Raw genomic sequence first — 25271 nt, 5'->3', positions numbered from 1 at the left:
GCTCTCACACCTGCTGTGCTTCTTCCTGGGCGTGCTGGGCCATGGCCAGTTGCTGCGGAGTGAAGCGCAATGTCAGGGCGACCAGTCCGGCCGCGAACGCGATCAGGGCGCAGACGAACAGCACCAGGGTGTAGCCGTCGCCCAGCGCGGCGATCTCCGCGGGCGTCATCCCGGCCACCTTCTCGGTGCGGCCGCCGAGCGACAGCGTGCGGGAGGCGGCGATCGGGGTGAGCAGGCCGATGGCCACGGGCGTGGCGAGGTTCATGAACATCTGCCCGACCGCGGCCAGCGGGCCGATATTCGCCGGCGGCACACCGACCAGCACACACAGCGGTGAGAGCACCATGGCGATGCCGACGCCGAAGCCGATCACCACCAGCAGGGGCAGCAGCGTCGCGAAGTACATCACCTCGCCGTCGAGGGTCGAACCGAACAGCAGGCCGACGCCGAGCACCACCGCTGAGCCCGCGAGCAGCCAGCGCGGCGCGATATACAGCGCCGCCTTGGAGGCCACCGCGCCGCCGACGCCGATGCCGACGGTGAACGGTATGGCCGCCACACCCGCCTTGAGCGGACCGTATCCGATGACGTTCTGCATGAACTGGGCGACGAAGAAGGTCATCGCGCCCAGCACCCCACCGGCGAGGAAGATGAGCAGGAAGGTGGCCACGCGGTCGCGGCTGTCGAACAGCGACCAGGGCAGCAGCGGGTCGTCCACCCGGCGTTCCAGCGCGATGAAGACGATCAGCAGCACCACGCCCGCGATGAGCGAACCGATGATCGCCGGGTGCCCCCAGCCGATCTCCGGCCCCTCGGTCGCGCCGAACACGATCGCCGCGCAGGCGATGGTGCCGAGCACCGCGCCCGGGAGGTCCAGGGCCGAGCGGTGGTGTTCGGTGTCGGCCAGTTTGTAGGCCGCGCCGAGGATGATCAGCGCGCCGATCGGGACGTTGATCAGGAAGATCCACCGCCAGGACAGCTGGGTGAGCGCGCCGCCCACCACGAGCCCGCCGACGGAGCCGATGCCGACCATCGAGCCGAGGATCGCGATCGCCTGGTTGCGCGCCTTGCCGGGTGCGAAGGTCGTCGCCACGAGCGCGAACGCGGTCGGCGCCGCGATCGCGGCGCCCGCCCCCTGGATGGCCCGCGCCGCGAGCAGCATCGCCTGGTTCTGCGCGAGCCCGCACAACAGCGAGGCCAGCGTGAACACCGCTACACCGACGACCAGCATCCGCTTGCGGCCGAAAGCGTCGCCGAGCCGGCCGCCGAGCAGCATCAGGCCCGCGAAGGTGAGCCCGTAGGAGGTCACCGTCCACGCGCTACCCGCGCTGGACAACCCCATCTCCTCTTGCAGCCGCGGCAGCGCGAAGATCACCACCGTGCCGTCGAGCACGACCATGAGCTGCAATCCGCTCAGGACAAGGATCGCGAGCCCGAAGGCCCGCTGCGTCACTGGATACTGCATCGTCGCAGCGGGGTTCCGAAGCACAGTGAGTCACTGTAATTGATGCGCGGCCCCGCTTCGTCCGCCCACCGATCCGGCCGGGCCCGCGACGAGCACCGGCCCCGGCGATCCCGCGGGTGGGCGTCGTCGCGAACCACCAGCGGTTTCGGGTCGAGGTGATGGGCCATCGCCGGTGCTCATTCCCGCTCAGGACGAGGAGCCGTCCCGGGCAACCGGGCCGCCGCCGTCACCGCGCGAATCGGTTCGAATCGCCGCGGTGTCCACGAGCGTCATCCGGCCGCGGAGTCGGCATGCGGGACGATCGAGTCGGCGGAGAATCCGGCGGTCGGGCCTATCACCACGATCGCGGGCGGGCGGATGCCTTCGGCACGCACCCGGGCGGCCACCGTGCCGAGATCGGCGCGCAGCACCCGCTGGGTGCGCAGCGTGCCCTCCTGGATGACGGTGGCGGGTGTGCCTGCCGGGCGCCCGCCCTCCAGCAGCGCGGTGGCGAACTGCTCGATCCGCTCCACCGCCATCATCAGCACCAAGGTGCCGCGCAGCCGGGCCAGGGCGGGCCAGTCCACCAGCGAATCCGGGTGATCCGGCCCGACGTGCCCGCTCACCACCACGAACTCGTGGGTGACGCCGCGATGGGTGACCGGGATGCCCGCCGCGGCGGGCACCGAGATGGGACTGGTGACACCCGGCACCACCGTGACCGGAACCCCGGCGGCCACACAGGCCTCCACCTCCTCGTAGCCGCGCCCGAACACGTACGGGTCGCCGCCCTTGAGCCGCACCACGAACTTGCCCGCTTTCGCGCCTTCGATCAGCGCGTTGTTGATCGCTTCCTGCGCCATCGCCCGTCCGTACGGGATCTTGGCGGCGTCGACCACCTCGACCTCGGGCCCGAGTTCGGCGAGCAGTTCCGGCGGCGCGAGCCGGTCGGCGACGACCAGATCCGCCCTGGCCAGCAGCCGCCGCCCGCGCACGGTGATCAGGTCGGGATCGCCGGGCCCCCCGCCCACCAAAGCGACACCGGGCGCGATCGGCGTCGAGTCGTCGCTCACCACACCGGATTGCAGGGCCTCCAGCAACGCGTTGCGCACGGCCGCCGACCGACGGTGCTGCCCGCTCGCCAGCACGCCGAGGGTCAGTCCGTCGTAGCGCGCGGTGGCCGGGGTGACCGCGGTGCCCAGCCGTGCGGTGTCGGCGCGGACGCAGAAGATCCGCCGCCGGGTCGCCTCGGCGACCACCGCCGCGTTGGTCTCGGGCTCGTCGGTGCACGCGATCGCGTACCAGGCGCCGTCGAGGTCGCCGTCGGCGTATTCGCGCAGCGTGACGGTGATCTGCCCGGAGGTGGCCATTCCCTCGACCGCGGGCGTCACCGCACGACTCACCACGTGGACGTCCGCGCCGCTGGCGATCAGCAGTCCCAGTCTGCGCTGCGCCACCGACCCGCCGCCGACCACGACGACACGCCGTCCGTGCAGATCGAGCCCGACCAGGTAGTTCGGGTCGCCGGTGGGCTGGTCTTGCGTTGCGTCTGACGTGTTCGGCACAAGTTTCGAGCCTACGGCGTGACCGTCCGGCACCGGCAATCGCCCGGCACGCCCGCCCGCACACATTCCCGCGGGCCGAGCGGCCGCCCCCCGGTGGGGCGACGCCGGCTGAGCCCTCGGCAGTGCGAATGACCAGTGGTGAGCGGGTCGATCAGCCCGCGCGTGCGGCGGACAGGACGGCCGTCGAGGACCAGCCTTCGGTGACCTGCCGCGAGCGGTCACCAGACCGGGTCGGTCGACACCGTGCCGGTCCGGACGGCTACCCAGCCACGACACTGTGACCAGCGGTAACAAGCGATTCGACAGGCGGCGACGGTAGGTTGCCGGGAAAGCGTCACACTCGGAAAGGCGTCACTCGGAAAGGCGGCCCGATGCAACGGCTGACACCGGCACGACTGCTCGACGTGGCCTACGACGAGGCGCTGCGCGGGCTCGCCGAAGGGGGGATCCCCATCGGCGCCGCCCTCTTCGACGCGGACGGCACGCTGCTCGGGCGCGGGCACAACCGCCGCGTGCAGTCCGGCGACCCCAGCATGCACGCCGAGACCGACGCCTTCCGCGCGGCGGGACGGCGGCGCGACTATCGCGACACCGTCATGGTCACCACGCTCTCGCCGTGCTGGTATTGCAGCGGCCTGATCCGCCAGTTCGGCATCGGTTCGGTGGTGGTCGGGGAATCGCGGACCTTCTCCGGCGGGCACGAGTGGCTGGCCGGGCACGGCGTCGCCGTCACCGTCCTGGAAGACCGGCGCTGCGTCGATCTGATGACCCGGTTCATCGCCGAACATCCCGCGCTGTGGCACGAGGACATCGGAGTCGCCGACGATCTCGAGGCATGAACCGTGCCATCCGCCGGGTGGCTCAGCGGAAGTACGGATGCTCCTGCACCCAATGGAATCCACGGCTGCGCAACGGGAACTCGTCGAGCGGAACCGAGTTCAGCGCCACCGAGACCGGCTGCCCGGCAAGGGTGCCCGTCAAGGTCAGCCGTCCGGGCTCGGGCCGATCGAAGCCGAAACTGCCCAAGGGTTCCGTTCGCGGCGGCGCGACCACGACCAGGGTGCGCGCCGCCGGATCGACCACCGCGAGCACCGGGACCAACTGGCCGTCCATCCGCTGCACGGTGGCCCCGTCCCGGTCGAAGACCAGGCGCTGCCAGCGCCGTTCGTCGGTGGTCAGTGGCGGAAGCGGTGTGCCGTCGACGCTGAATTCGGTGACCGCCCAGATGCCGTACAGCGGCGGTTCCGGTCGCCCCGCACCCTGCTCGGTCCACCTTTCCCAGCCCGTGTAGGCGTTCGAGAACAGCAACCACACCCCGAGCGCGATCTGCGCCGCCGCCGCGATCCGCTCGGCTCGCGGCGTGCGCAGCAGCGGCGGGGTGCTCGACGGTCCGGCCGGGCGGTTCAGCACGAGCACGTTCGCCAGACGCCCGGCCTCCGGAGCGAGCAGCACCAGGCACAGCAGCAGCAGGTGGAACGACAGGATCTTCGCGGGTACGTCGTAGGTCATGTCCAGCACGAACACCTGTGTCGTGCACACCAGGCTCAGCATCGCGCCCACCAGCGCCGTGCGCGGCACGAACAGCAGCACGCCGCCGAGCAGTTCCGCGCAGCCGAGCAGGATTTCGTATTGCGGCGACACCCCGATGTGGTTCCAGAGCACCGCCATCGGACTGAAATTCCCGTAGGGCTCGAGCAACCGGCTCAGCGGTGTCGGCGGCATCTGCGTCGGAATGGCCTTCGCCAAGCCGTAGGCGATCATCTGCCCGGCCAGGCACAGGCGCACGAACAACAGGAACCAGGGCAGCACGGCGCGGTAGTGCGGCCGGTTCCGATCCAGCACGCTCCAGACCGATGTGCCGACCACCGCGACGACGAGGACGACGAACACCAGCACCCAGAAGTAGGCCTGGTCGCCACTGATCGAAGCCGTGTTGGCCGCCACGGACGTACCGAACACCGCCGTTCCGGTCCCCTCGACCACCGGGCGCAGGGCACGGGCGGCGCCCGAGTTCACCCAGTCCGGCAGCCGCTCGCGCGCCAGTCCGAGGAACTCGGGGACGACCGACGGATACACCAGGCAGAACAGTCCGAAGTACAGGAAACCGAAACGGAACGCCACCCGGGCTGCCCCGCGCCAGGGCGTGGTATCGGAACCCACCGCGTCCGCGGCGTCTGTCCGATCGAGGATCGCTTCGGTCACGGCGGTCCCTCCAGTTCGGTCGATGCAGACCGAAGGTATCGAAAACCGCCGCGGCCGTAGCGCGTTTCGGCTGGATCACCCGCTGCCGCCGGATCCCGGGTCAGCGGAAGTACGGGTATTCCTGGACGAAGTGGAAGCCCCGGCTGCGCAGCGGGAAGGAGTCCGGGTCCATCCGGTCGAGCGAGAGCGTCACCGGCGTTCCGTTCAACTCACCGGTGAGCCGCAATGCGTCCGAGGTGGGCTGAGTGAAGGTGAAGGCGCCCAAACGGTTCGGCGGTGTGTCCGGCGGAGCCTCGGACAGCGTGATGGTGTGCGCGGCCTCGTCGACCACGGCCACGACGGGCAGGAACGAGTCGTCCATCTTCTGCACCGTCGTACCCCGACGGTCGACGATCAGCCGGCGCCAGCGGCCCTCGTCGGTGATCAGCGGCGGCACCGGATGCCCGTCCCTGCTGAACTCGTCGACGGTCCAGATGCCGTAGAGCGGAGGTTTCGGCGCGCCGTCGCCCGCCTCTCGCCAGGTTTGCCAGCCGATGTGCGCCCCACCGATCAGCACCCACACTCCCAGAGCCAATTGCAGCGCCGCCGCGACCCGGTTCGCGCGACGAGAAGCGAACAGCGTGGGCTGCGTGGCCGGTTCGGACGGGCGTTCGAGCACGAGCACATTCGCCAACCGCCCGGCCTGCGGCGCGAGCACGACCAGCGACAGCAGCAGCAAGTGGAACGAGAGGATCTTCACCGGCACGTCGTAGGTCATGTTCAGCACGAACACCTGCGCCATGCTCACCAGGCCGAGCAGCGCGCCCGCCGTCGCGGTGCGCGGCGCGAACAGCAGCAGCCCGCCGAGCACTTCCGCCGCGCCGAGCAGGATCTCGTATGCGGGCGCGGCGCCGACCTGGTTCCAGAGCACCGATGCCGGGCTCATCGTTCCGTACGGTTGCAGCAGGGCGGTGAGCGACGGCGCGGGCATCTGTGACGGAATCGCCTTGGCCAGACCGTAGAAGAGCAGCTGGCCGCCCAGACACAACCGGATGAACAGCACGAACCAGGCGCGCAGTGTGACGTAGTCCCGGCGGTGCCTATCCAGGATCGACCAGACGAGCGTGATCAGCGCCGCCGCGACGAGTACGCAGAAGATCAGCAGCCAGATGGCCGCCTGGTCGCCACTGCCGGAATCCTCGTGCAAGGTGGCGTCCACGCCGAAGACGTGGTCGCCGACCCAGCCGACGAACGGGCTGGTCGCGCGCATCTGCCAGATGACGGCGCTCTCCGGCAGCCACTTGCTCAGGATGCCGGTGAACACGAACAGGATCTGAGCGAACAGCACGCAGAACAGACCGAAATAGGCGAAGGCGAAGCGGAACGCGATCCGGGCCCACAGGCTCCAGGGCCGCCGTTCGTCACCGGCCCGCGCCCGGCCACTGCTCGGCTCGACGACATCCGTTTCGACGGTACGCACACCGCTCCCCTCACTGGTCGACACTCTGGCTTGCCGAACGTATCCGACCAGGTCATGGGATGACCTCCGGGAAAACCCCCGATTTCGGTGTACCTCTTCCGGCCTACGTGCCTGCCCCACCGCGCGGAGCCGGGTTCGTCTCCGGTTCCGGCCCGCCGACAACTAGAACGCGTTACAGTCGCGTATCCCGGCGCACCGCGGGCGGTGCATCCGGGCCGCACGTGTCAGGAGGACGATGATGACCGACGATCCGGACCCGGCGCAGCGACAGCAGCTGACCGTCAGCGAACGCGACCTCGGCGCACTCGCCGGCGACTTGGCGCGCTGGCTGCACACGAAGGTCGCCGCGGACGATCTGCCGCGAATCTCCGAATTGTCCCGTCCACAGTCCGGCGGCATGTCCAGCACGTCGATCCTGTTCGACGCCGAGTGGAGCGCCGCCGGTCGGCCCGAGCGCGGATCGTTCGTCGCGCGGATGGCGCCGGAGGCCGGGTCGTTCCCGGTCTTCGAAACCTACGACCTGGCCACCCAGTATCAGGTGATGGCGGGCGTGGCCGCGGCCACCGACGTGCCGGTGCCCGGCCTGTGCTGGTTGGAGAACGACGAGAAGCCGCTCGGCGCACCGTTCTTCGTCATGCGCCGCGTCGACGGACGGGTGCCGACGGACAACCCGCCGTACGTGTTCGTCGGCTGGCTGTTCGACGCCGGCCCGGCCGAACGTCTGCGGCTCACGCACAACACCGTCGAGGTCATCGCCAAGATCCACGGCATCCCCGATCCCGCGGCGCTGTTCCCGATGCTGAGCGGGCCGGGCGAGGCGCTGCGCAGGCACGTCGCCGCCCAGCGCTCGTGGTATCGGTGGGCGCTCGCGGACGACGGCTTCGAGATCCCGCTGATCGAGCGGAGTTTCGCGTGGCTGGACGAGCACTGGCCCGCCGACCCCGGCCCGGATGTGCTCAGCTGGGGCGACGCCCGCCCGGGCAACATCATCTACCGCGATTTCGACCCGGTGGCGGTGCTGGACTGGGAGATGGCCGCGCTGGCGCCGCGCGAGCTGGATCTGGGCTGGCTGATCTTCATCCATCGGTTCTTCCAGGATCTGGCCACCCGGTTCGGCCAGCCCGGGCTGCCCGATTTCCTGCGCCGCGACGACGTGGTGTCGAAATACGAGGAGCTGACCGGTCACTCGGTGCGCGATCTCGACTTCTACATCGTCTACGCCGCGTTGCGGCACGCGATCGTCATGGCGCGGGTGAAGCGCAGGATGATCCACTTCGGCGAGGACACCGACACGCCGGATCGCGACGACTACGTCATGCACCGGGCAAGCCTGGAAGCGCTGCTCGACGGAACCTACGAATGGGACTGACCATGCCTGTGCCTTTGGACGAGTACCCGATTCATCAGACCCCGCTGTCGCTGGCCCGGGTGGCCTCCAGCGATCGGAACTTCTACGACCGCAGCTACTTCAACGCCCACGACCGCGACGGCGGCACGTTTCTGATCACCGGTTTCGGCGTGTATCCCAACCTCGGGGTGACCGACGCCTACGCCGCCGTCCGCCGTGGCGACGCGGTGCGCGCGGTGCGCTTCTCCGACGCGCTCGGCGACCTGGGCCTCGACCAGCGCGTCGGCGGCTACCGCATCGAGGTGCTGGAGCCGCTGCGGCGCCTGCGGGTGGTCTGCGAACACGACGACCTGAGCTTCGACCTCACCTGGACCGGCGCCTTTCCCGCGGTCCAGGAACAACCGCACCTGATTCTCGCGGGCAACCGGCCCATCATCGACGCGTCCCGGTTCGCGCAGGTCGGCTCGTGGGCGGGGACGCTGCGCGTGGACGGCGACGACATCACCGTCGACCCGGCGGTGTGGACCGGGACCAGAGACCGCTCGTGGGGCATCCGCCCGGTCGGGGAGACCGAGCCGCCCGGCCGCGCGGCCACCGAGCCCTCGGGCGGGTTCTGGTGGCTGTACGTGCCGCTGCGGTTCGAGGATTTCGCCGTCGTGATCATCGTGCAGGAGGAGCCGGACGGCAGGCGCACGCTCAACGACGCGACCCGGATCTGGCCGGACGGGCGCACCGAACAACTCGGCTGGCCCCGGATATCGATCGACTATCGCTCCGGCACAAGGCATCCCGTCGGCGCGCGATTGGAGCTGACCACGCCGGACGGCAAACCCCTGGAGATCGAGATCACGCCGGGCAGCGGCGTCCCGCTGCACGTCGGCTGCGGCTACGGCGGCGATCCCGACTGGCAGCACGGCCAGTGGAAAGGTCGCGACTGGTCCTCCTCCAGCCGCTACGACCTCACCGATCCGGCGATCGTCGCGCGCACCCCCTACGGGGTGACCGACCACGTCGCGCGTGCCCGCTGTGGCGACGCCGAAGGATGGGGACTGTTCGAACACGCCAGCATCGGCCGCCACGACCCCACCGGCTTCGCCGACTGGGGCTCGGTCGCACCCTGAACCCAGCGCCGCACCGCCGACACCGGTGTCCGTGACCAGTTCCCGAAAGAGACGCGTGCCCGCACGCAAGGCGCAGACGAGCTCCGGCGACGGCGCATTGCGGCACCGCGATTCTCTCGGACAGCGGCAGCGCGCGTGGCCGAGCCCGCGTTCGATCGATGGTTCTACCGCTCGATCTGCGCTGCCGCGAGCACCACGCCCTGAACGACGCGCTTCGGTATCACCAGCGGCCCGCCCCCGGCGGCGAGCAGCGCCGCCGCTTCCGCGACGCTCGCCGTGCCGACGGCCGCCTGCGTGCGGCTCCCCGGGTTGGGGACGGCGACGTTCGCCAGTTCCGCGGCGGAGTAGGACCGCAGTGGCACCTGGAACTCCGCGGCGACGGCGCGCAATCCGGGTTCGGCGAAGCGCTGTGTGATGGTGGCCAGGCACGCTATCCGGTAGCCATCCACGCCCTCGCGCAGTGCGGCGCGGATCGCGCCCGCCGAGGTGCCCGGCCGTAGTCCGATGCCGACGACGACGTCAGCCGATGACACGGGAACTCGCGAATCGCATTGCCGCGGTGACGAATCGCCGCACCGCCGCAGGGTTTCCCGCCGGATGGGTGTGGAGGTACGACGCGTGCACATTGCCGCTCAGCGCCCCCTCCCGGACGGCCTCTCCCGCGCTGCCGCGCCAGCCCCACGCCGGATTCGGCGGCGCCGACACCAGACGGGTGCGGTGGAACTCGTGCCCCCTGACCCGTTCGCCGACCCGCCACAGCGGCGAGTCGGCCAGTGCGACGCCGTCGCGGTAGCCGAGGGTCAGACGCGGCCCGAACGCCGCCTCGGCCTCCACCACCCCCGCCATCGGGTGGCCGTCCAGCGATCGGGTCAGATAAAGCAGCCCGGCGCATTCGGCGTGCACCGGCATCCCGTGCCGAGCGGCGTCGGCCACCGACCGCAACAGGACGGAGTTGGCGGCCAGCTCTGGGGCGTGTTCCTCGGGAAACCCTCCCGGCAGCACCAATGCCGCTGCCCCGGTGGGCAATTCGTCGTGCAGCGGATCGAAGACCACCACTTGCGCCCCCGCGGCCACCAGCAACTCACGATGCTCGGCGTAGCCGAAGGTGAATGCCGGGCCACCGGCGACGGCGATCAGCGGGCCCTCCCGATCGGCCGGGAAGCGGGCGGCGATCGCGTTGTGAGCGGTTTCCCCGGCAGGCGATTCACCGCCGGACTCTATGGAGACACTCGAGTCCCGACCACCGCCGAGAGAGGTCGATGCCCCCGGGTCGCTGGTTCCAGCCGGAAACGCCGCGGTGGACGCCTCCTCTTCTCCCTCCAGACCGCGCACGGCGGCGGCGGGATCCCACGCGGGTCCGGTGACCGACGAGCGAGCGAGCGCCGCGATGGCGTGCAGGTCCACGTGCGCGGCGACGAGATCCGTCATCGCCGCCACCGCCGCCGTCGCGGCCGACCCGTGTTCCACAGCGGGGATCAGGCCGAGATGCCGGGACGGGACCTCGAGTTCGGCCAGGCGCGGCAACGACCCGAGCACCGGCAACCCGACTCGATCGCAGGCGGCGCGCAGCACCTGATCGTGCCGTTCGCTGCCGACCCGGTTCAGGATCACCCCGCCGAGCCGGACGCCACTGTCGAAGGTCGCGAATCCGTGCAGCAGCGCCGCGAGGCTCTGGCTGTGTCCGCGCGCGTCCACCACCAGCACGACCGGCGCCCCCAGCAAGGCCGCGACCTGTGCCGTCGACCCCTCCGCCACCGGACCGGCGTGCTCGTGATCGATCCGCCCGTCGAACAACCCCATCACGCCCTCGACCACCGCGAGATCGCACTCCCGCGCCCCGTGCCGGAACAGCGGCACGACCCGCTGCACCCCCACCAGCACAGGATCCAGATTTCTCCCCGGCCGCCCCGCCGCCAACCCGTGATACCCCGGATCGATGTAGTCGGGCCCCACCTTGAACGGCGCCACCCGATGCCCCACATTCCGCAACGCCCCCACCAACCCGGTCGCCACCGTCGTCTTCCCGCTCCCCGACGCCGGCGCCGCCACCACCACCGCTCTCATCGCCGCACCCGCCCCGCGAGCGGCACACCATCGTGCGGCCCTCTCGCGATTCGCCGCAGTGATGTGCTCGCGGGGATCACCATTCGATGCCTCGTTGGCCTTTGCGGCCTGCGTCCATGGGGTGTTTGAGTTTGGTCATTTCGGTGACCAGGTCGGCGGCGACCAGGAGGGGTTGGGGGGCGTCGCGGCCGGTGATGACGACGTGCTGGTTGCCGGGGCGGGCGTTGAGGGTGTCGACCACCTCGTCCACGTCGACCCAGCCCCATTTCAGGGGGTAGGTGAACTCGTCCAGGACGTAGAAGCGGTGCCGTTCGGCCCGCAGGCGCCGGGCGATCTCCTGCCAGCCGGCCAGCGCGGCGGCGGCGTGGTCCTGCTCGGTGCCCTGTTTGCGGGTCCAGGACCAGCCCTCGCCCATCTTGTGCCACTCGACCGGCGCGCCCGCGCCGGTCTGCTCGTGCAGTGTGCCGAGGGCGCGGAAGGCGGCTTCCTCCCCGACCTTCCACTTGGCGCTCTTCACGAATTGGAACACCGCGACGTCGAAGCCTTGGTTCCACGCTCGCAGCGCCATCCCGAACGCGGCCGTCGACTTCCCCTTGCCCGGCCCGGTGTGCACCGCGAGCACCGGCTGATTGCGCCGCTGCCGCGTGGTCAGCCCGTCGTCGGGAACTGTCTCCGGAATACCCTTGGGCATCGAATCTCCTTGCTCGTCCTCGGATCACTCCGAACCTGTGCACCGCGTCCGGACCGGGAGCCGCGTGAATCGCCCGCCACCCAGGACACGACGCCGACACACCGAGTCTCCCGGCCGTCTTCGACGGAGTGGCCGGGCGGCCTCCACCGGACACACGGTTCGAAAGTCGCGCTCACGCCGCTCGCACCGAACTACCGTTCCCGGAACTCGCGCGGACGACATCCGCGACCGCCGCACCGGTCAGCTCGGCCAGCCTCAGGTAGCCCCCGCGCAGGTCGCGGGCCAGATCCACGGCGAGGCCCAGCCGAATCATGCCGCGTTCGCAGTCGACGACGATCGAGGTGACCGTGTCCCTGGCGAGCAAGCGGGCCGCCGCGCGGGCGCGGGGAACCGGGTCGGTCCCGCCCGTCGCGCGACCGTCGGTCAGCAGCACCAGCATCGGCCTGCGGCGCGGATCGCGCACACGCTCGCGCAGCACGATTTCCCTGGCCTTCAGCAGGCCCGCCGCCAGCGGGGTCTTCCCGCCCGTGCGCATTCCGGACAGCCGGCGCACCGCGATGTCGACCGACGAAGTGGGCGGCAGGACGAGTTCGGCCTCCGCGCCGCGCACGCTGACGACGGCGACTTTGTCGCGGCGCTGATAAGCGTCCCGCAGCAGTGTGACAACCGCGCCGGTGACGGCGGACAGCCGGTCGCGGGCGGCCATGGACCCGGAGGCGTCGACCACGAAGACGACCAGATTCCCTTCGCGCCCTTCTCGATACGCGCCACGGAGGTCGTCGGCGGCCAGCCGCAACGGCCCGTTCCCGCGGCCGCGGGAACGCTGATGCGGCGCGGCCGCGAAGACGGTACCGAGCAGATGCAGACCCGAGGACGTGTCTGCACTCGGACGCACCACCCGCCCGTGCCGAGATTCCGCGCGGGAGCGCCGCCCCGGAGCGCCTTCACCGACGCCGGGCACTTCCCAGCGCGGCGGTGTTCGCGAACCGGCGGAAATCGGTGCGCCACTGCGCCCTTCACGCGATTGCCCGCCCCCCGGACCTTCGGGCGGCGACGGGTTGTCCGGGCCACCGTCCGGATCGTCGTCCGGCTGCCCGGCATCCGGGGGCGCGCCGTCCGGACCGCTCGGCGTGGACGTCTGCTCCTCCGGCCGCGCCTGCTCGGCCGCGTCACGCATGGCGTCATCGAGCTGTTGCTCGCTGATGCCGGGCTCGTCGAACGGATCGCGCCTGCGCCGGTGCGGCAGCGCCAGTTCGGCGGCCACCCGCACGTCGTCCTCGGTCACCGCGCCGGCACCACGCCAGGCGGCATGCGCGGTAGCGGTGCGCGCGACGACCAGATCGGCCCGCATCCCGTCCACGTCGAACGCGGCGCACAGCGCGGCGATCCGGCGCAGTTCCACGTCGTCGAGCACCACCTGCCCCAGCCGGTCGCGGGCGGCGAGGATCTGCTCGGCCACCTCGTGGTCCGCCGCGGCGTACCGGGCGGCGAATCCGGCCGGGTCGGCCTCGTAGTCCAGCCTGCGGCGCACCACCGCCATGCGTACGTCCACGTCCCGGGAGGCGGCCACGTCCACGGTCAGGCCGAACCGGTCCAGCAACTGGGGACGCAGTTCGCCCTCTTCCGGATTCATGGTGCCGACCAGCACGAAACGCGCCGGATGAGAGTGCGAGACGCCGTCGCGTTCGATGTGCACCCGCCCCATCGCCGCGGCGTCGAGCAGCACGTCCACCAGATGGTCGTGCAGCAGGTTGACCTCGTCGACGTACAGCACGCCGTGATGGGCGGCGGCCAGCAGGCCGGGGCGGAACGCCTGCTCCCCGTCGCGCAGCACGCGCTCCAGGTCCAGCGAGCCGACTACGCGGTCCTCGGTCGCGCCCACCGGCAGCTCCACCAAGCGGGCGGGCCGCGCGCCGGTCTCGTCCACCACGGGCGGCAGCAGCTGCGCCAGCGCGCGCACCACGGTCGACTTCGCGGTGCCCTTCTCGCCGCGCACCAGGACGCCGCCGATGCCGGGATGCACCGCGCAGAGGATCAGCGCCAGCTGCAGCCGTTCCTGACCGACCACCGCCGAGAAGGGAAATCCCGCTTCACCGTCCGAACCCGGCATCGTTCGGCTGCGCTGGTCGGACGTCGGCACTGTTTCGGCATGGGACACGGACACGCCCCAACTCTAAGCGCGCGGCCGCACCGGCCCCACAGTGCCCTTCGATTCAGAACCGATGCGCGCGCCCCCTGAACCGCACCCACTGCCGATCCACTCATGGCTGCGCAGGGGTCCCGCGCAGGAGGCACGGACGCCGGAAAACATCAACCTCTGCGCATCGGCACGTGCGGGATGCCGTCTTCTTCGAATTCCGGCCCATCGACCTTGAAGCCGTGTTTGGTGTACAGGTCGATCAGGTAACTCTGGGCGCTCAGGCGAACCGTCGCCGAACCGACCTCGGCCAGCGCCGCCTGCAGCAGTCGAGTGGTGTAGCCGTGCCCGCGGGCGGGCGCCGCTGTGCAGAGCCTGCCGATACGGAAACTCTTCACGCCGTCGCGGTGCTCCTCGCACAGCCGCAGTGTGGCGATGACCTCGCCCTCGTCATCGAGCCAGAAGTGCCGGGTCTCCGGGAGGAGGTCGTTGCCGTCCAGTTCGGGGTACGCGCACTTCTGCTCGACGACGAACACTTCGACGCGAAGTTTCAACAGCTGGTAGAGCGTCGCGGTATCGAGATCCTGCGCCCAGGAGCGTTTGAGAGCAACCGTTGACATCATCGCGCCTTGCTATCACAACCTAGGCGTTCGCCGCGACCCCTGCACGTCGCGGCGTGTTGTCGCCGCCGTCGACGAGGTTCAACGTCTTGGAGGTCCAATCCCACACTTCGCGGAACAACGCCGGGTCCTCCGACAGCTTGATGCCCAGCGAGGGCACCATCTCCTTCAGCTTCGGCGTCCACGCCGCGTACTCCTGCGGGAAGCACCGCTGCAGGACGTCCAGCATGGCGGTGACGCAGGTGGAGGCGCCCGGGGACGCGCCGAGCAGGCCGGCGATAGTGCCGTCCTGCGCGGAGATCACGGCGGTGCCGAACTCGAGCACGCCGCCCGCGCCCTTACGGCGGATGACCTGCACGCGCTGGCCCGCGGTGATCAGCTCCCAGTCCTTGGCCTCGGCGCGCGGAATGAACTCCGACAGCGTGATGACCTTGCCCGCCTCCGACTTCAGCAGCTCGCTGACCAGGTACTTGGTCAGACCGAGTTCGGTCACGCCGACGCCGAGCAGCGAGAAGATGTTGTTCGGCCGCACCGACTTGAACAGGTCGGTGTTCTTGCCGTCCTTGAGGAACTTCGGCGTCCACCCCGCGTACGGGCCGAACAACAGGCCCGGCTTGCCCTTGATCACGCGGGTGTCCAGATGCGGCACCGACATCGGCGGAGCGCCGACCGCCGCCTTGCCGTACACCTTGGCCTCGTGCTGGTTGATCAGCGCCGGGTTGACGCAGCGGAAGAACTGGCCGCTGACCGGGAACCCGCCGAATCCCCTCGCCTCTTTGATGCCTGCCTTCTGCAGCAGCGGCAGCGCGCCGCCGCCCGCGCCGACGAAGACGAATTTGCTGTTCAGCGTGCGCGTCTCGCGCGTGCGCACGTTGCGGACGGTGACCAGCCAGGATCCGTCGGACTGCTTGGACAGGTCGCGCACCTCGTGCCCGAAGGCCAGGTCCGCGCCGGAGGAGCCGAGGTAGGCGAGCAGTTCCTGGGTGAGGGAGCCGAAGTCGATATCGGTGCCGCCGTCGGTCCAGTTCAGCGCGATCGGGTCGGAGAAGTCCCGCCCGCGGGCCATCAAGGGCAACCGCCGGGTGAATTCGTCGGGGCCGTCGATGAACTCCATGCCCTCGAACAGCGGGTGCGGCGCCAGCGCTTCGTACCGCTTGCGCAGGTATTCCACGTTGTCGGCGCCGTGCACAAAGCTGACGTGCGGGATCGGGTTGATGAAGGCGGACGGATCGCGCAGGATGCCGTTCTCCACGCCGTAGGACCAGAACTGGCGGGAGACCTGGAACCGCTCGTTGATGTCGACGGCCTTGGTGATGTCCACCGAGCCGTCGGGTAGCTGCGGGCTGTAGTTCAGCTCGCAGAGGGCGGAGTGTCCGGTACCCGCGTTGTTCCACGGATCGCTGCTCTCGGCCGCGGCGGCGTCGAGCCGCTCGAACAGGGAGATCGACCACTCCGGCTGCAGCTGCCGCAGCAGCGCGCCGAGAGTGGCACTCATGATGCCGGCACCGATGAGTACTACATCGGTCTTTTCAGTCATGGCAGCGTTCGGCACGGGTAGATCGACTTCCTTGTCCTTCTGCGCGGGCCCACCGGGCGGGTGGACCTGCCTGGGCACGGTGTAGTTGTGGCTCGGTTCCGGCGTCCGCCGGTCCCGAACGGCATGGCGAGAGTCAGGTTACCCGCCGTTCACCTAAGCCCAATTGTGCACCTCACCACGCCGCCGTCCGGCAACGAGCCTGCGGAATGTGCGGAATGCGACAGAGATCGTCGTCACTTCGGCGGCCGATGGACCGCCGTGGTCTGTCGGCGCGTGACACCGTCCAATACATTGGTCGCGTGACGAACGAACAGTCGCTTGCCGAGCCGGTCAGCACTTCTCCGGAGGGCGAAGGCTGGCGCCCCGACGTCCTGGGCCCGCACTACCAGCAGCGCACGCTGCCCCTCGGCCCCGATCCCGACGGCGAAGGCGAGGTGGTCGCCACGCTGGTGCGCTATGTGCCCTCCGGCGCCGTCGAGCAGACCGCGGGCGCGGTGCTCTACGTCCACGGATTCACCGACTACTTCTTCCAAGAACACCTCGCCGAGCACTTCGCCGCGCGGGGATTCCAGTTCTACGCGCTCGACCTGCGTAAATGCGGCCGGTCTCTGCGTGACGGACACACCCCGCACTATGTGACGGATCTCGCTTTCTACGACCGCGAGCTGGCGGAGTCGCTGCGGATCGTGCGGGCCGAGACCGGCGCCGCCGTGGTTGTCAACGCCCACTCCACCGGCGGCCTGGTCGTGTCGCTGTGGCTGGACCGGCTCAACCGCGCGCAGGGTACGGCCGCCGCGGGGATCACCGGCGTGGTGCTCAACAGCCCGTGGTTCGACCTGCAGGGGCCGGCGTACTACCGGACCGTCGGGACGCCGATCATCAAAGCGGTCGGGCGCTTCCGGAGGATGGTCCAGCTACCCGGCGGCAAGATCAGCACCTATGGCGACTCCCTGCACCGCTCGGCGTCCGGCGAGTGGGACTACAACCTGGACTGGAAACCGCTGCACGGCTTCCCGGTGCGGCTCGGCTGGCTGCGCGCGATCCGCAACGGCCACGCGCGGTTGCACCAGGGCCTCGATATCGGCGTGCCCTCGCTGATCCTGCGCTCCCGGATGACCAAGTTCGCCAAGGAGTACGGCCCCGCCGTGGACGTGGCCGACGCGGTGCTCGACGTCAAGCAGATCCAGCGCTGGTCAGGCTGCCTGGGCGACCGCACCAACATGGTGCCGATCGACGGCGCCAAGCACGACGTGTTCCTCTCCGGCCCCGAACCGCTGGCCCAGGCATTCCGCGAACTCGACAATTGGCTGGAATGGCTCGCGGACTACCAGGGCGCGAAGTCACCAGAGGCTGGTGCGTAGCACGATCTCGGTGGCCAGCTCGTGGCCGGCTTCGGTGGCCACGTCGGTGACGTCGACCTCGACCACCCGGAACTCGCCGTAGACGAACCGTCCCGACGCGTCCGCCACCGAGCGCGGCAGATTCTTGGTGACCAGCAGCGTGGTCGGCACCTCGACCGGACCGGTCGACGCGTCCGCCACCGCTCCGTCGGGCCCGGGTGTGGCAGGGTGGCCGCGATCGGCCACGACCAGGCTCTGGAAGCGGCCGAACCCACGGGCGCACGCCTGCCATGCCAGCACCGCGCCCGCGCCGCAACCGGCCACGTTCACCCACGGCAGGCCGAGTTCGTCCAGGATCGCGGTCAAGGCGGTCGCGTCGAGGCCCTCGATCGACTCCAGCGCGAAGGTACGCAGATCCGAAGTGTGCAGGCGGGCGCACACCTGATCGAAGACATCCGCCGAATCACCCGCGTCGGGCAGCAGCAGCACGCTGTGCCGGGACTCCGGCCCGTCGATACGCACGGTCCACGCCCGGTCACCCACCGCGATCTGCCGAGATTCCATGCCGAATCACGCTACACGGATCAGGGCATTACGGCGGCGGGTCGGGGGTGGCGGAATCAGGCGAGCAGGCGCATCCCGGCCCGTTCACCTGCGTTGTGATCGAAGGTGACGGTCAGTTCACAACCGGCCTCCTGGCCGAGCTGCTGGATCAGCGCGTCGGCGAAGTCCGCGCCGTCGGCGGCCCGCCGCAGCGCTTGGCGCACGGTGTCGGCGCGCTCCACGACGATTTCGCTCGAGTCGAGCAGCCCGAGCAGCACATCGGTGACGGCCTCCGGATCTTGTTTGTAGCCCCGGCGCAGCACCCAGTGGATTTCGGCGAGCACGATCATCGTGACATAGCCGGGTTTGGTCTCGCTGAGCCCGTCGATCACCTGGTTGGCCCGGGCGGACTGCTCCGGGTCGTCCTGGGTGAGGTAGCGGATCAGCACATTCGCGTCCAGTCCGATCATCCGCGCTTGCCTTCCACAACGTTGCCCGCGATCGCCTCGTTCATCTCCGCGAGGCCGATGGGCGAGCCGGACCAGCCGAGGATGCCCTTCAGCGCCTTGATCGTGCGCGTTTCGGGCACCAGCTCGTAGGTGCCGTTGGGCGTGGGCACGAACGCGACTCGCACGCCCGCGCGCAACCCCATCGCCACGCGAACATCGATCGGGATCGTGATCTGTCCCTTACTGGTGACCGTCGCCGACACCACATTCGTCCCTCGGCCGCTGGGCCTCTTCTCCGCCGCCATCATCCTCACACCCGACCGTGCCGACCGGCTCCAAGCCTTACCTGGAGCCGAATTCCTTACTGCAAGGTAAGGCGCGGGGTGGCCCGCGTCAACCGATACGGTCGCCCGTGAGCACCGCGTCGGTGGCCAGGACGGGCAACCCGGCGGGCGCGCCCTCGCAGAGCAGCCGCTCGAGCGCGGCGATGTCGAGGTGATCTTCGATCAGATCGGCCAGCAGATCGAGCTGCGCGGCGCGCACCGCCGGTACCGAGATGTCCTCGGCCACGACGAAACCCGTGCGGCCCGCCGCCGTGGCGACCGCGCGGAGCCAGGCACGGCGGAACTCGTCGGACTCCAGCAGTCCGTGCAGATGCGTGCCCCATACCGCGCCGCGAACGCTGCCCTCCGGCTCGCCCTCGACCCTGAGCCATGCCGGGTCGCCACGGTGCGTGACGCGGCCGTGGTGGATCTCGTAGCCGCGCACGGCGATTCCCGCGGCGTGCCCTTCGCTACGGCGCAATACCTTGGATTCGGCGAACTCGACGGTCAGATCGAGCAACCCCAGCCCGTCGATCTCGCCCGCGCCGGATTCGACGCGGTCGAGGATGCGAGCGCCGAGCATCTGGTACCCCCCGCAGACGCCGAGGATCGGCCCGCCTGCGGCGGCGCGTGCCCGCAGGGCGCCGGCGAGGCCGGTACGCCGCAGCCACCGCAGATCCGACACCGTCGCCTTGCTGCCGGGCAGGACCACCAGATCGGCGCCGGCCAGCCGGGACGGCTCGGTCACCCAGCGCACCGCCACGCCGGGTTCGCACGCCAGCGCCTCGACGTCGGTGGAGTTGGAGATGCGCGGCAGCCGGATCGCGGCGACGGTCAGCCAGTCGGCGCCCAGCGGCGGCCGAGGGCGGCCGACCGGCGCGTCGGCGAGGGTGCCCAGCGAGTCCTCCGCATCGATCCAGAGGTCCTCGGCATACGGCAGCACTCCGAGGGTGGGGCGGCCGGTGAGTTCGGTGAGACGCTCCAGCCCCGGCCGCAGCAGCTCGACCGCGCCGCGGAACTTGTTGACGATGAAACCCGAGATCAGTCGCTGATCATCGGGTTCCAGGATGGCGACGGTGCCGAACAGGTGGGCGAGCACGCCACCGCGATCGATGTCTCCAACGAGCAGCACGGGCAGTTCCGCGGCGCGTGCGAGCCCCATGTTCGCCAGATCCGTCGCGCGCAGGTTGATCTCGGCGGGCGATCCGGCGCCCTCGCAGACGACCACGTCGAATTCGGCGCGCAGCGCGGCGAGGTCGGCGGCCACCACGTCGCGCAACTGCCGGCGATGCCGGAAGTAGTCTTCCGCGCCGACAGTGCCGATCGCCCTTCCCCGCACCACCAGTTGGGAACGACGGTCACTGCCCGGCTTGAGCAGGACCGGATTGAACCGCACGCTGGGCTCCAGGCCGCACGCCTGGGCCTGCAACGCCTGTGCCCGCCCGATTTCCCCGCCGTCGAGCGTGACCACGGAGTTGTTGGACATGTTCTGCGCCTTGAACGGGGCGACGCGCACGCCGCGCCTGGCCAGCATCCGGCAGATCCCGGCCACGACGACGCTCTTCCCCGCATCCGAGGTCGTGCCGGCGACCAGCAGCGCGCCCTTCATCGCCGGCCGGTCATCCGGTGCGCTGCCACCCGGGCAGCCGGATCACGACCGTTCACGGCAGGGTCAGAATCTCGGTCCCCGACTCGGTGACCACCAAGGTGTGCTCGAACTGCGCGGTCCACTTGCGGTCCTTGGTGACCACGGTCCAGCCGTCGTCCCAGATCTCGTAGTCGATGCCGCCGAGGTTGATCATCGGCTCGATGGTGAACGTCATGCCAGGTTCGATGACGGTCTCCACCGCGGGCTGGTCGTAGTGCAGCACGACCAGCCCGCTGTGGAATGTCGGGCCGACACCGTGGCCGGTGAAGTCGCGCACCACGCCGTAGCCGAACCGGTTGGCGTAGGACTCGATGACGCGGCCGATCACGTTCAGCGCCCGGCCGGGCCGCACGGCTTTGATCGCCCGCATGGTGGCCTCCTCCGTCCGCTCGACCAGCAGGCGCACCTCCTCGTCGACATCACCGGCGAGGAAGGTCTTGTTGGTGTCGCCGTGCACGCCGTTGATGTAGGCGGTGACGTCGATGTTGACGATGTCGCCGTCCTCGATCACGGTGGAGTCCGGGATGCCGTGGCAGATCACCTCGTTCAGCGAGGTGCAGCACGACTTCGGGAAACCCTTGTAACCCAGAGTCGACGGGTAGGCGCCGTGGTCGCACATGTACTCGTGCGCGATGCGGTCCAGCTCGTCGGTGGTGACGCCGGGCGCGACCGCCTTGCCCGCCTCTTCCAGCGCCCGCGCGGCGATCTTGCCCGCGATGCGCATCTTCTCGATCGTCTCGGCGGTCTGCACCCAAGGCTCGCGTCCCTCGTCGGCGGTCTTCTTCCACGCGTATTCCGGGCGCTCGATGGCACGCGGGACTTCACGGGTGGGCGACAACGTACCGGGGACGAGAGGCTTGCGAGTGCGGACAGACATAGCGAACAGCGTAATCAACCGACCGCGCCGATGCCGAGGGCCAGCGGGAACAGGCCGGGAACAGGCCGGGACCACGGTCCGCTTCCCGGCCGGTGCGCACCGGCCGGGAAGCGCGCAGTGCCGGTAGCGGTCACCGTCCGGCTCTCGACGTCCGCGACACCGATCGACTGTTTTCGCCGAACACCCTCTTCCAGGATCGCCCGCGCGATCGGTGATCACGTACACGCCTGATAAAGCTGAACAATAGTCCGGTCTACGTAGAGTCGCCGCCCTCCGAAAATCCCGCTTTCACTCGAACCCGAATGTGCGCATGGGATGGACAGTCGACCTGTAGCCGCTCGTCGAGCGGGAGAAGAATGGCCACCGAACCAGCCGCTCGAGCTCATTCGGACGAAACGGCGACGGCTCCGACACCCGATGCCGCTCCGGACCAGCCGCAGAAAAACTCCGCTGCACCGAAAAGTACACCAACGTCGGCCGCACCCCCTTCCGGCAGCGGTGAACGCAAACGCGACAGCGCAGCCCTCGATACCGCGCTCATGGACTTCACCAACAGGCTCGGCGCAGTGGTAAACGATCTCATGACGCAGAGCCGCAAGGACGTCAACCAGCCGCCGGTCGACAGCGCCGGTCACGGCCCTCGAACGCCCCGATGCGGGGTCGAGCAGACCGGGTCCCTCCTCCACTCCCCGGGCCGCGCCGAGCCGGGGTTCTCGGACCACCACTCTCGCTCGGCCCTGCACCCGTGACGACGCATCACGCCTCCGGCGCCGAACGCCCGCTCGCCATACCATGGGCGAGGTGTCCGTACTACCTCTGATCTTCACCGCAGGCTGGGCCAGTGGCGTGAACGCCTACGCGGTGGTCCTGTTGCTCGGACTCTTCGGCCGGTTCGGATTCACCGATTCCGTGCCGGAAGCGTTGCAGCGCACCGATGTCCTGATCGCGGCGGCGGCGTTGTTCCTGATCGAGGCCGTGGCGGACAAGGTCCCCTATCTCGACTCGTTCTGGGACGCGGTGCACACCGTGGTGCGGCCGATCGCGGGCGCCGTGGTCGCCGCGCTGCTGGCCGGACAGGACGGATCGCTGCCGGAACTCGCGGCGGGCGCGGTCGGCGGCACCGCCGCGCTGATGAGCCACCTGGTGAAAGCCGGAACGCGGATGGCCGTCAACACCTCCCCGGAGCCCGCCAGCAATATCGTGGTCAGCACCGCCGAGGACGTCACCGTCGCCGGGGTGGTCTCCCTCGCCGTTTTCCACCCTGTGGCCGCCGCGGTGATCGCGGCGATTCTGCTCGTCCTCGGTCTGGCGCTGGTGTATTTCTGCGCGAGCCGAATCCGTCGCTATCTCCGGCGGCGGCGCGCCCGCCGGGCAGCGCGCGTGGTCGCCCGCGTACAAGTCGCGAATAATTGCCACGCAGCGGAATAGGTGGCGGGCGTGCCGCGCCAGTCGACCACGCGGCACGCCGGGCGGGGCGCCCCATTGCGCCCGCCGTCACTGTGCCGGCGACAAAATCGCCCGGCCGAAGCCACTGGTCGGATGACTCGGCACCGGGACATCGCCATTCGGACGAGTGACGCTGCGGGGCAGTGTCACTACCGCGGACGAGACCACCGTCGCGACGAAATCATTGTTCGGGCAAACGGCGGCGGCCACCGGCCACGTCGGTTACCAGATCAGTGTACCCGTCGACCAGTTCGGCTAGTTGATACCAATGTTTATGGGTATTGTCGCTGCGCGCGCCCTCGGTGTGAATGACCTGATTCGCGTTCACCCAGCTACGCGCCATCCGGTCCACCACAGCGCCCAGGCTTTCGGTGTGCAGCGAGGACCCGTTGCGATGCTGCGGGATCTCCTGCGCGACCCAGTCGTTGATCTCGTCGACGAGTTCGCGCCGCCGACAGTCGATTTCGGCTAGGAGTGCGGCATCCGACACCTGCACGCGGTGCTGATGCAGCTCGGCGAGTGCGTGTGCCGACCGCAGCAGTTCCCTGTCCTGGAAACGCCGCCCCTGGAAAGCACACAGCAATTGCGGTGCGGTCGGTAAGACGCCGACCGTCGGCGCGCTCATCGGCGCCCCCCGAGTTCACCCGACACCAACGCTCTTTGTACCAACATAATTGGCTCTCGATTCCGTTATCCCGGCCATCGGATCGGTTGTCACAACTAGGCTAGCTGGATCATGCACGTACAGATGCAAGAACGCAAGATTGCGTCCGCATTCTGCGGTCAAGGGCTCCTGACGGCGCGCGAACGCCCAGAGCAGACCGGCCGCAACCTTTTTCGGCTCCTCGGTCGAGTCCGCTCCACACCGATCGGCGATGGTGCGCACCGCCGCTCGTTCCCGACTCGTGGTCACCTTCGCGGGTCGCTCACCCGCCCGCGAGTACGAAATTCGGCCACCACCGCGAACCTTCGGTCGGCACCGGCGGGCCGATGGCGCCCGCCGGACGCGGCGGGGCGATGAGAATCCTTCGGGCGATCACCCGATACCGAAGCGGCGCACCGATCCTCAGCGCGTGAGCCGCGTTCAGAGCTGGGTCGCCGCGGCCAGCAACGTCAGCACCGGTAGCGTTCCCTGCACCACAGCGCCTCTGGCGAACCGGCGGTCGTGTGCCACCAGCACCACCGCGGCGGCCAGCATCGACCCGCAGCCGCTGAGCACCAGCGCCCATCCCGCTTCCGGCGCCGACCGCAGGATCGCCACGCCCACCAGTGTCGTCACCGCGAGAAACAGGTTGTAGAAGCCCTGATTGAACGCCCATGGCCGCACCGAGGGCAGTTCGGCTTCGGAAATTCGGAAGACCCCCTGGTACACCTTGGGGTCGCCGAACCGTACCGACTCCATGACGAAGATGCCGACATGGAGCACAGCGGCCGCGACGGCGAACACCTGTACCACCCAGAGCATTCGACCTCCTCACGATGCGCGCCGACCGGTGACGCCGACAATGGATTCCGCGAAGATCCGCGCGACGGCCCGGTCGACTCCGGCGTGCCGAGGCATCTTATGGCCCGAGCAACGCCCAGCACCTACCCGACACGCCGCCGCACGATTCGGTCAACCGGCCAGTCCGAAAACGCGCCGGGCGTTGCCGTCGAGGTACAGCTCGCGGGTCTCGTCGTCGAGGCCGAGGGCGGCGAGGCCGTCGAGCGCGTGCTGCGGGAAGATCATCGGATAGTTCGTGCCGAACAGCACCTTGTGGCGACCGCTACGGGACTTCAGAAAGGAGATCAGTTCGGCCGGAACGCGTTTCGTCGTGTACGCCGAGGTGTCGATGACGACGTTCTCGTGCTTGCGCGCCACGGCGATCATCTCCTCGGTCCACGGGTAACCGATGTGCCCGCAGACGATCGTCAGCTCCGGGAAGTCGAGCGCCACCTGATCGATGTACGGGATGGGGCGGCCGGTCTCCGACGGCCGCAGCGGACCGGTGTGCCCCACCTGGGTGCAGAACGGGACACCCAGCTCCACGCAGGCCGCGAACAACGGGTAGAAGCGGCGATCGGTCGGCGGTAGTTCCCACAGCCACGGAAGCACGCGCAGCCCCTTGAACCCCTGCTCCACGCGGCGGCGCAGTTCCCGTACCGCCTCCATCGGCCTGCGCAGGTCCACCGACGCGATCGGAAGCAGGCGCTCAGGGGCCTCGGCCACCCAGGCGGCGACCTCGTCGTTGGAGATGAGGACGCCTTCCGGCGCGTGCCACGCCGAGATGAGGGCTCGGTCGACGCCCGCGGCGTCCATCGCGTCAAGGGTGACCTCGAGCGGGATCTCGTCGGTCGGTATCACGGCTCCGGTCCACCGCCGCAGTGAGGCGAACATGTCGTGGGCGAGGAATCGCCGGGTCGGATGTTGCGCCCAGACGTCGATGGTCATGCGCGGATTCTGACACACGTCATAGC

23 protein-coding genes are annotated in these 25271 nt (G+C 69.5%); 5 read left to right on the top strand and 18 right to left on the bottom strand.

All coding sequences use genetic code 11. The features are described from left to right. Nucleotides 1-4: 4 nt before the first annotated feature. Entirely contained in the window at nucleotides 5-1465 is a 1461-nt protein-coding gene (locus NA8_RS13685; protein WP_063050737.1) for an MFS transporter, read from the bottom strand. Nucleotides 1466-1734: 269 nt separating this feature from the next. Beyond that, a complete protein-coding gene (gene cobA / locus NA8_RS13680) occupies nucleotides 1735-3009 on the bottom strand; it encodes a uroporphyrinogen-III C-methyltransferase (RefSeq protein ID WP_063050736.1) in 1275 nt (424 codons plus the stop codon). Between the two features lie 395 nt (nucleotides 3010-3404). Between cobA and NA8_RS13675 the strand changes: the two genes are divergently transcribed. Further along, on the top strand, nucleotides 3405-3848 hold the full coding sequence (locus NA8_RS13675) for a nucleoside deaminase (RefSeq protein WP_040868230.1): 444 nt from the start codon (nucleotides 3405-3407) through the stop codon (nucleotides 3846-3848). A gap of 22 nt (nucleotides 3849-3870) precedes the next feature. Here the strand turns inward: NA8_RS13675 and NA8_RS13670 are convergent, their stop codons facing one another. Together NA8_RS13670 and NA8_RS13665 are read right to left on the bottom strand one after the other, a co-directional pair. Continuing rightward, nucleotides 3871-5211 carry a DoxX family protein gene (locus tag NA8_RS13670; protein ID WP_245663811.1) on the bottom strand — a complete coding sequence of 447 codons (1341 nt, stop codon included), beginning with the start codon at nucleotides 5209-5211 and terminating at the stop codon, nucleotides 3871-3873. Between the two features lie 100 nt (nucleotides 5212-5311). Further along, a complete protein-coding gene (locus tag NA8_RS13665) occupies nucleotides 5312-6670 on the bottom strand; it encodes a DoxX family protein (protein ID WP_245663810.1) in 1359 nt (452 codons plus the stop codon). A gap of 238 nt (nucleotides 6671-6908) precedes the next feature. Between NA8_RS13665 and NA8_RS13660 the strand changes: the two genes are divergently transcribed. Together NA8_RS13660 and NA8_RS13655 are read left to right on the top strand one after the other, a co-directional pair. After that, nucleotides 6909-8039 (top strand): phosphotransferase family protein, encoded by a 1131-nt coding sequence (locus tag NA8_RS13660; RefSeq protein ID WP_063050735.1) that lies wholly within the window; start codon nucleotides 6909-6911, stop codon nucleotides 8037-8039. A 2-nt stretch (nucleotides 8040-8041) separates the two neighbouring features. After that, on the top strand, nucleotides 8042-9139 hold the full coding sequence (locus NA8_RS13655; protein WP_063050777.1) for an Rv3169 family protein: 1098 nt from the start codon (nucleotides 8042-8044) through the stop codon (nucleotides 9137-9139). A gap of 164 nt (nucleotides 9140-9303) precedes the next feature. Here the strand turns inward: NA8_RS13655 and NA8_RS13650 are convergent, their stop codons facing one another. The 6 genes from NA8_RS13650 to mqo all read right to left on the bottom strand — a co-directional run bounded on the left by NA8_RS13650 (nucleotide 9304) and on the right by mqo (nucleotide 16188). Continuing rightward, a complete protein-coding gene (locus NA8_RS13650) occupies nucleotides 9304-9672 on the bottom strand; it encodes a cobalamin biosynthesis protein (protein WP_063050734.1) in 369 nt (122 codons plus the stop codon). After that, nucleotides 9659-11203: a cobyrinic acid a,c-diamide synthase CobB gene (locus NA8_RS13645; RefSeq protein ID WP_063050733.1), complete on the bottom strand. Its 1545-nt coding sequence runs from the start codon at nucleotides 11201-11203 to the stop codon at nucleotides 9659-9661. Before NA8_RS13645 ends, NA8_RS13650 begins: the two co-directional genes overlap by 14 nt. 76 nt (nucleotides 11204-11279) lie before the next feature. Then, nucleotides 11280-11894, bottom strand: a complete 615-nt coding sequence (gene cobO / locus NA8_RS13640; protein WP_063050732.1) for a cob(I)yrinic acid a,c-diamide adenosyltransferase — start codon at nucleotides 11892-11894, stop codon at nucleotides 11280-11282. Between the two features lie 172 nt (nucleotides 11895-12066). Continuing rightward, nucleotides 12067-14004, bottom strand: coding sequence for a magnesium chelatase subunit D family protein (locus tag NA8_RS13635; protein WP_063050731.1), 1938 nt, complete (start codon nucleotides 14002-14004; stop codon nucleotides 12067-12069). A 200-nt stretch (nucleotides 14005-14204) separates the two neighbouring features. Beyond that, nucleotides 14205-14654 (bottom strand): GNAT family N-acetyltransferase, encoded by a 450-nt coding sequence (locus tag NA8_RS13630; RefSeq protein ID WP_063050730.1) that lies wholly within the window; start codon nucleotides 14652-14654, stop codon nucleotides 14205-14207. A gap of 19 nt (nucleotides 14655-14673) precedes the next feature. Continuing rightward, nucleotides 14674-16188, bottom strand: coding sequence for a malate dehydrogenase (quinone) (gene mqo, locus NA8_RS13625; RefSeq protein WP_063050729.1), 1515 nt, complete (start codon nucleotides 16186-16188; stop codon nucleotides 14674-14676). A 299-nt stretch (nucleotides 16189-16487) separates the two neighbouring features. Here mqo and NA8_RS13620 point away from each other — a divergent pair, with 299 nt between their 5' ends. Further along, complete coding sequence (locus NA8_RS13620; RefSeq protein ID WP_063050776.1) at nucleotides 16488-17549, top strand: alpha/beta hydrolase; 1062 nt, start codon at nucleotides 16488-16490, stop codon at nucleotides 17547-17549. On the opposite strand, the gene NA8_RS13615 is transcribed toward NA8_RS13620, so the two are convergent. The 5 genes from NA8_RS13615 to map form a co-directional block, all read right to left on the bottom strand. Then, complete coding sequence (locus NA8_RS13615) at nucleotides 17529-18092, bottom strand: alpha/beta hydrolase (protein WP_063050728.1); 564 nt, start codon at nucleotides 18090-18092, stop codon at nucleotides 17529-17531. The genes NA8_RS13620 and NA8_RS13615 overlap by 21 nt on opposite strands. Before the next feature lie 56 nt (nucleotides 18093-18148). Continuing rightward, nucleotides 18149-18541, bottom strand: a complete 393-nt coding sequence (locus NA8_RS13610; RefSeq protein WP_063050727.1) for a type II toxin-antitoxin system VapC family toxin — start codon at nucleotides 18539-18541, stop codon at nucleotides 18149-18151. Then, nucleotides 18538-18783: an AbrB/MazE/SpoVT family DNA-binding domain-containing protein gene (locus NA8_RS13605; RefSeq protein WP_245663809.1), complete on the bottom strand. Its 246-nt coding sequence runs from the start codon at nucleotides 18781-18783 to the stop codon at nucleotides 18538-18540. The genes NA8_RS13610 and NA8_RS13605 overlap by 4 nt, the downstream gene beginning before the upstream one ends. 130 nt (nucleotides 18784-18913) lie before the next feature. Further along, nucleotides 18914-20452, bottom strand: coding sequence for a cobyric acid synthase (locus tag NA8_RS13600; RefSeq protein ID WP_063050726.1), 1539 nt, complete (start codon nucleotides 20450-20452; stop codon nucleotides 18914-18916). Between the two features lie 52 nt (nucleotides 20453-20504). Further along, complete coding sequence (map, locus tag NA8_RS13595) at nucleotides 20505-21368, bottom strand: type I methionyl aminopeptidase (RefSeq protein WP_063050725.1); 864 nt, start codon at nucleotides 21366-21368, stop codon at nucleotides 20505-20507. A gap of 801 nt (nucleotides 21369-22169) precedes the next feature. Here map and NA8_RS13585 point away from each other — a divergent pair. Next, the gene (locus NA8_RS13585) at nucleotides 22170-22796 is read left to right on the top strand and encodes a DUF4126 domain-containing protein (RefSeq protein ID WP_063050775.1); all 627 of its coding nucleotides are present in this window, start codon (nucleotides 22170-22172) and stop codon (nucleotides 22794-22796) included. 199 nt (nucleotides 22797-22995) lie between these two features. Here the strand turns inward: NA8_RS13585 and NA8_RS13580 are convergent, their stop codons facing one another. The 3 genes from NA8_RS13580 to NA8_RS13570 form a co-directional block, all read right to left on the bottom strand. Next, nucleotides 22996-23355, bottom strand: a complete 360-nt coding sequence (locus NA8_RS13580) for a DUF4254 domain-containing protein (RefSeq protein ID WP_063050774.1) — start codon at nucleotides 23353-23355, stop codon at nucleotides 22996-22998. A 543-nt stretch (nucleotides 23356-23898) separates the two neighbouring features. Beyond that, nucleotides 23899-24279: a DUF1304 domain-containing protein gene (locus tag NA8_RS13575; RefSeq protein WP_063050723.1), complete on the bottom strand. Its 381-nt coding sequence runs from the start codon at nucleotides 24277-24279 to the stop codon at nucleotides 23899-23901. Between the two features lie 150 nt (nucleotides 24280-24429). Then, the gene (locus NA8_RS13570; RefSeq protein ID WP_063050773.1) at nucleotides 24430-25245 is read right to left on the bottom strand and encodes an amidohydrolase family protein; all 816 of its coding nucleotides are present in this window, start codon (nucleotides 25243-25245) and stop codon (nucleotides 24430-24432) included. Nucleotides 25246-25271 lie beyond the last annotated feature (26 nt).

Origin of the sequence: Nocardia arthritidis NBRC 100137, assembly GCF_001612765.1 — a bacterium.
GTDB classification, from domain to species: domain Bacteria; phylum Actinomycetota; class Actinomycetes; order Mycobacteriales; family Mycobacteriaceae; genus Nocardia; species Nocardia arthritidis.
Note: the sequence above shows the minus strand (reverse complement) of the source record. Positions and strands in the feature narration are given on the sequence as shown.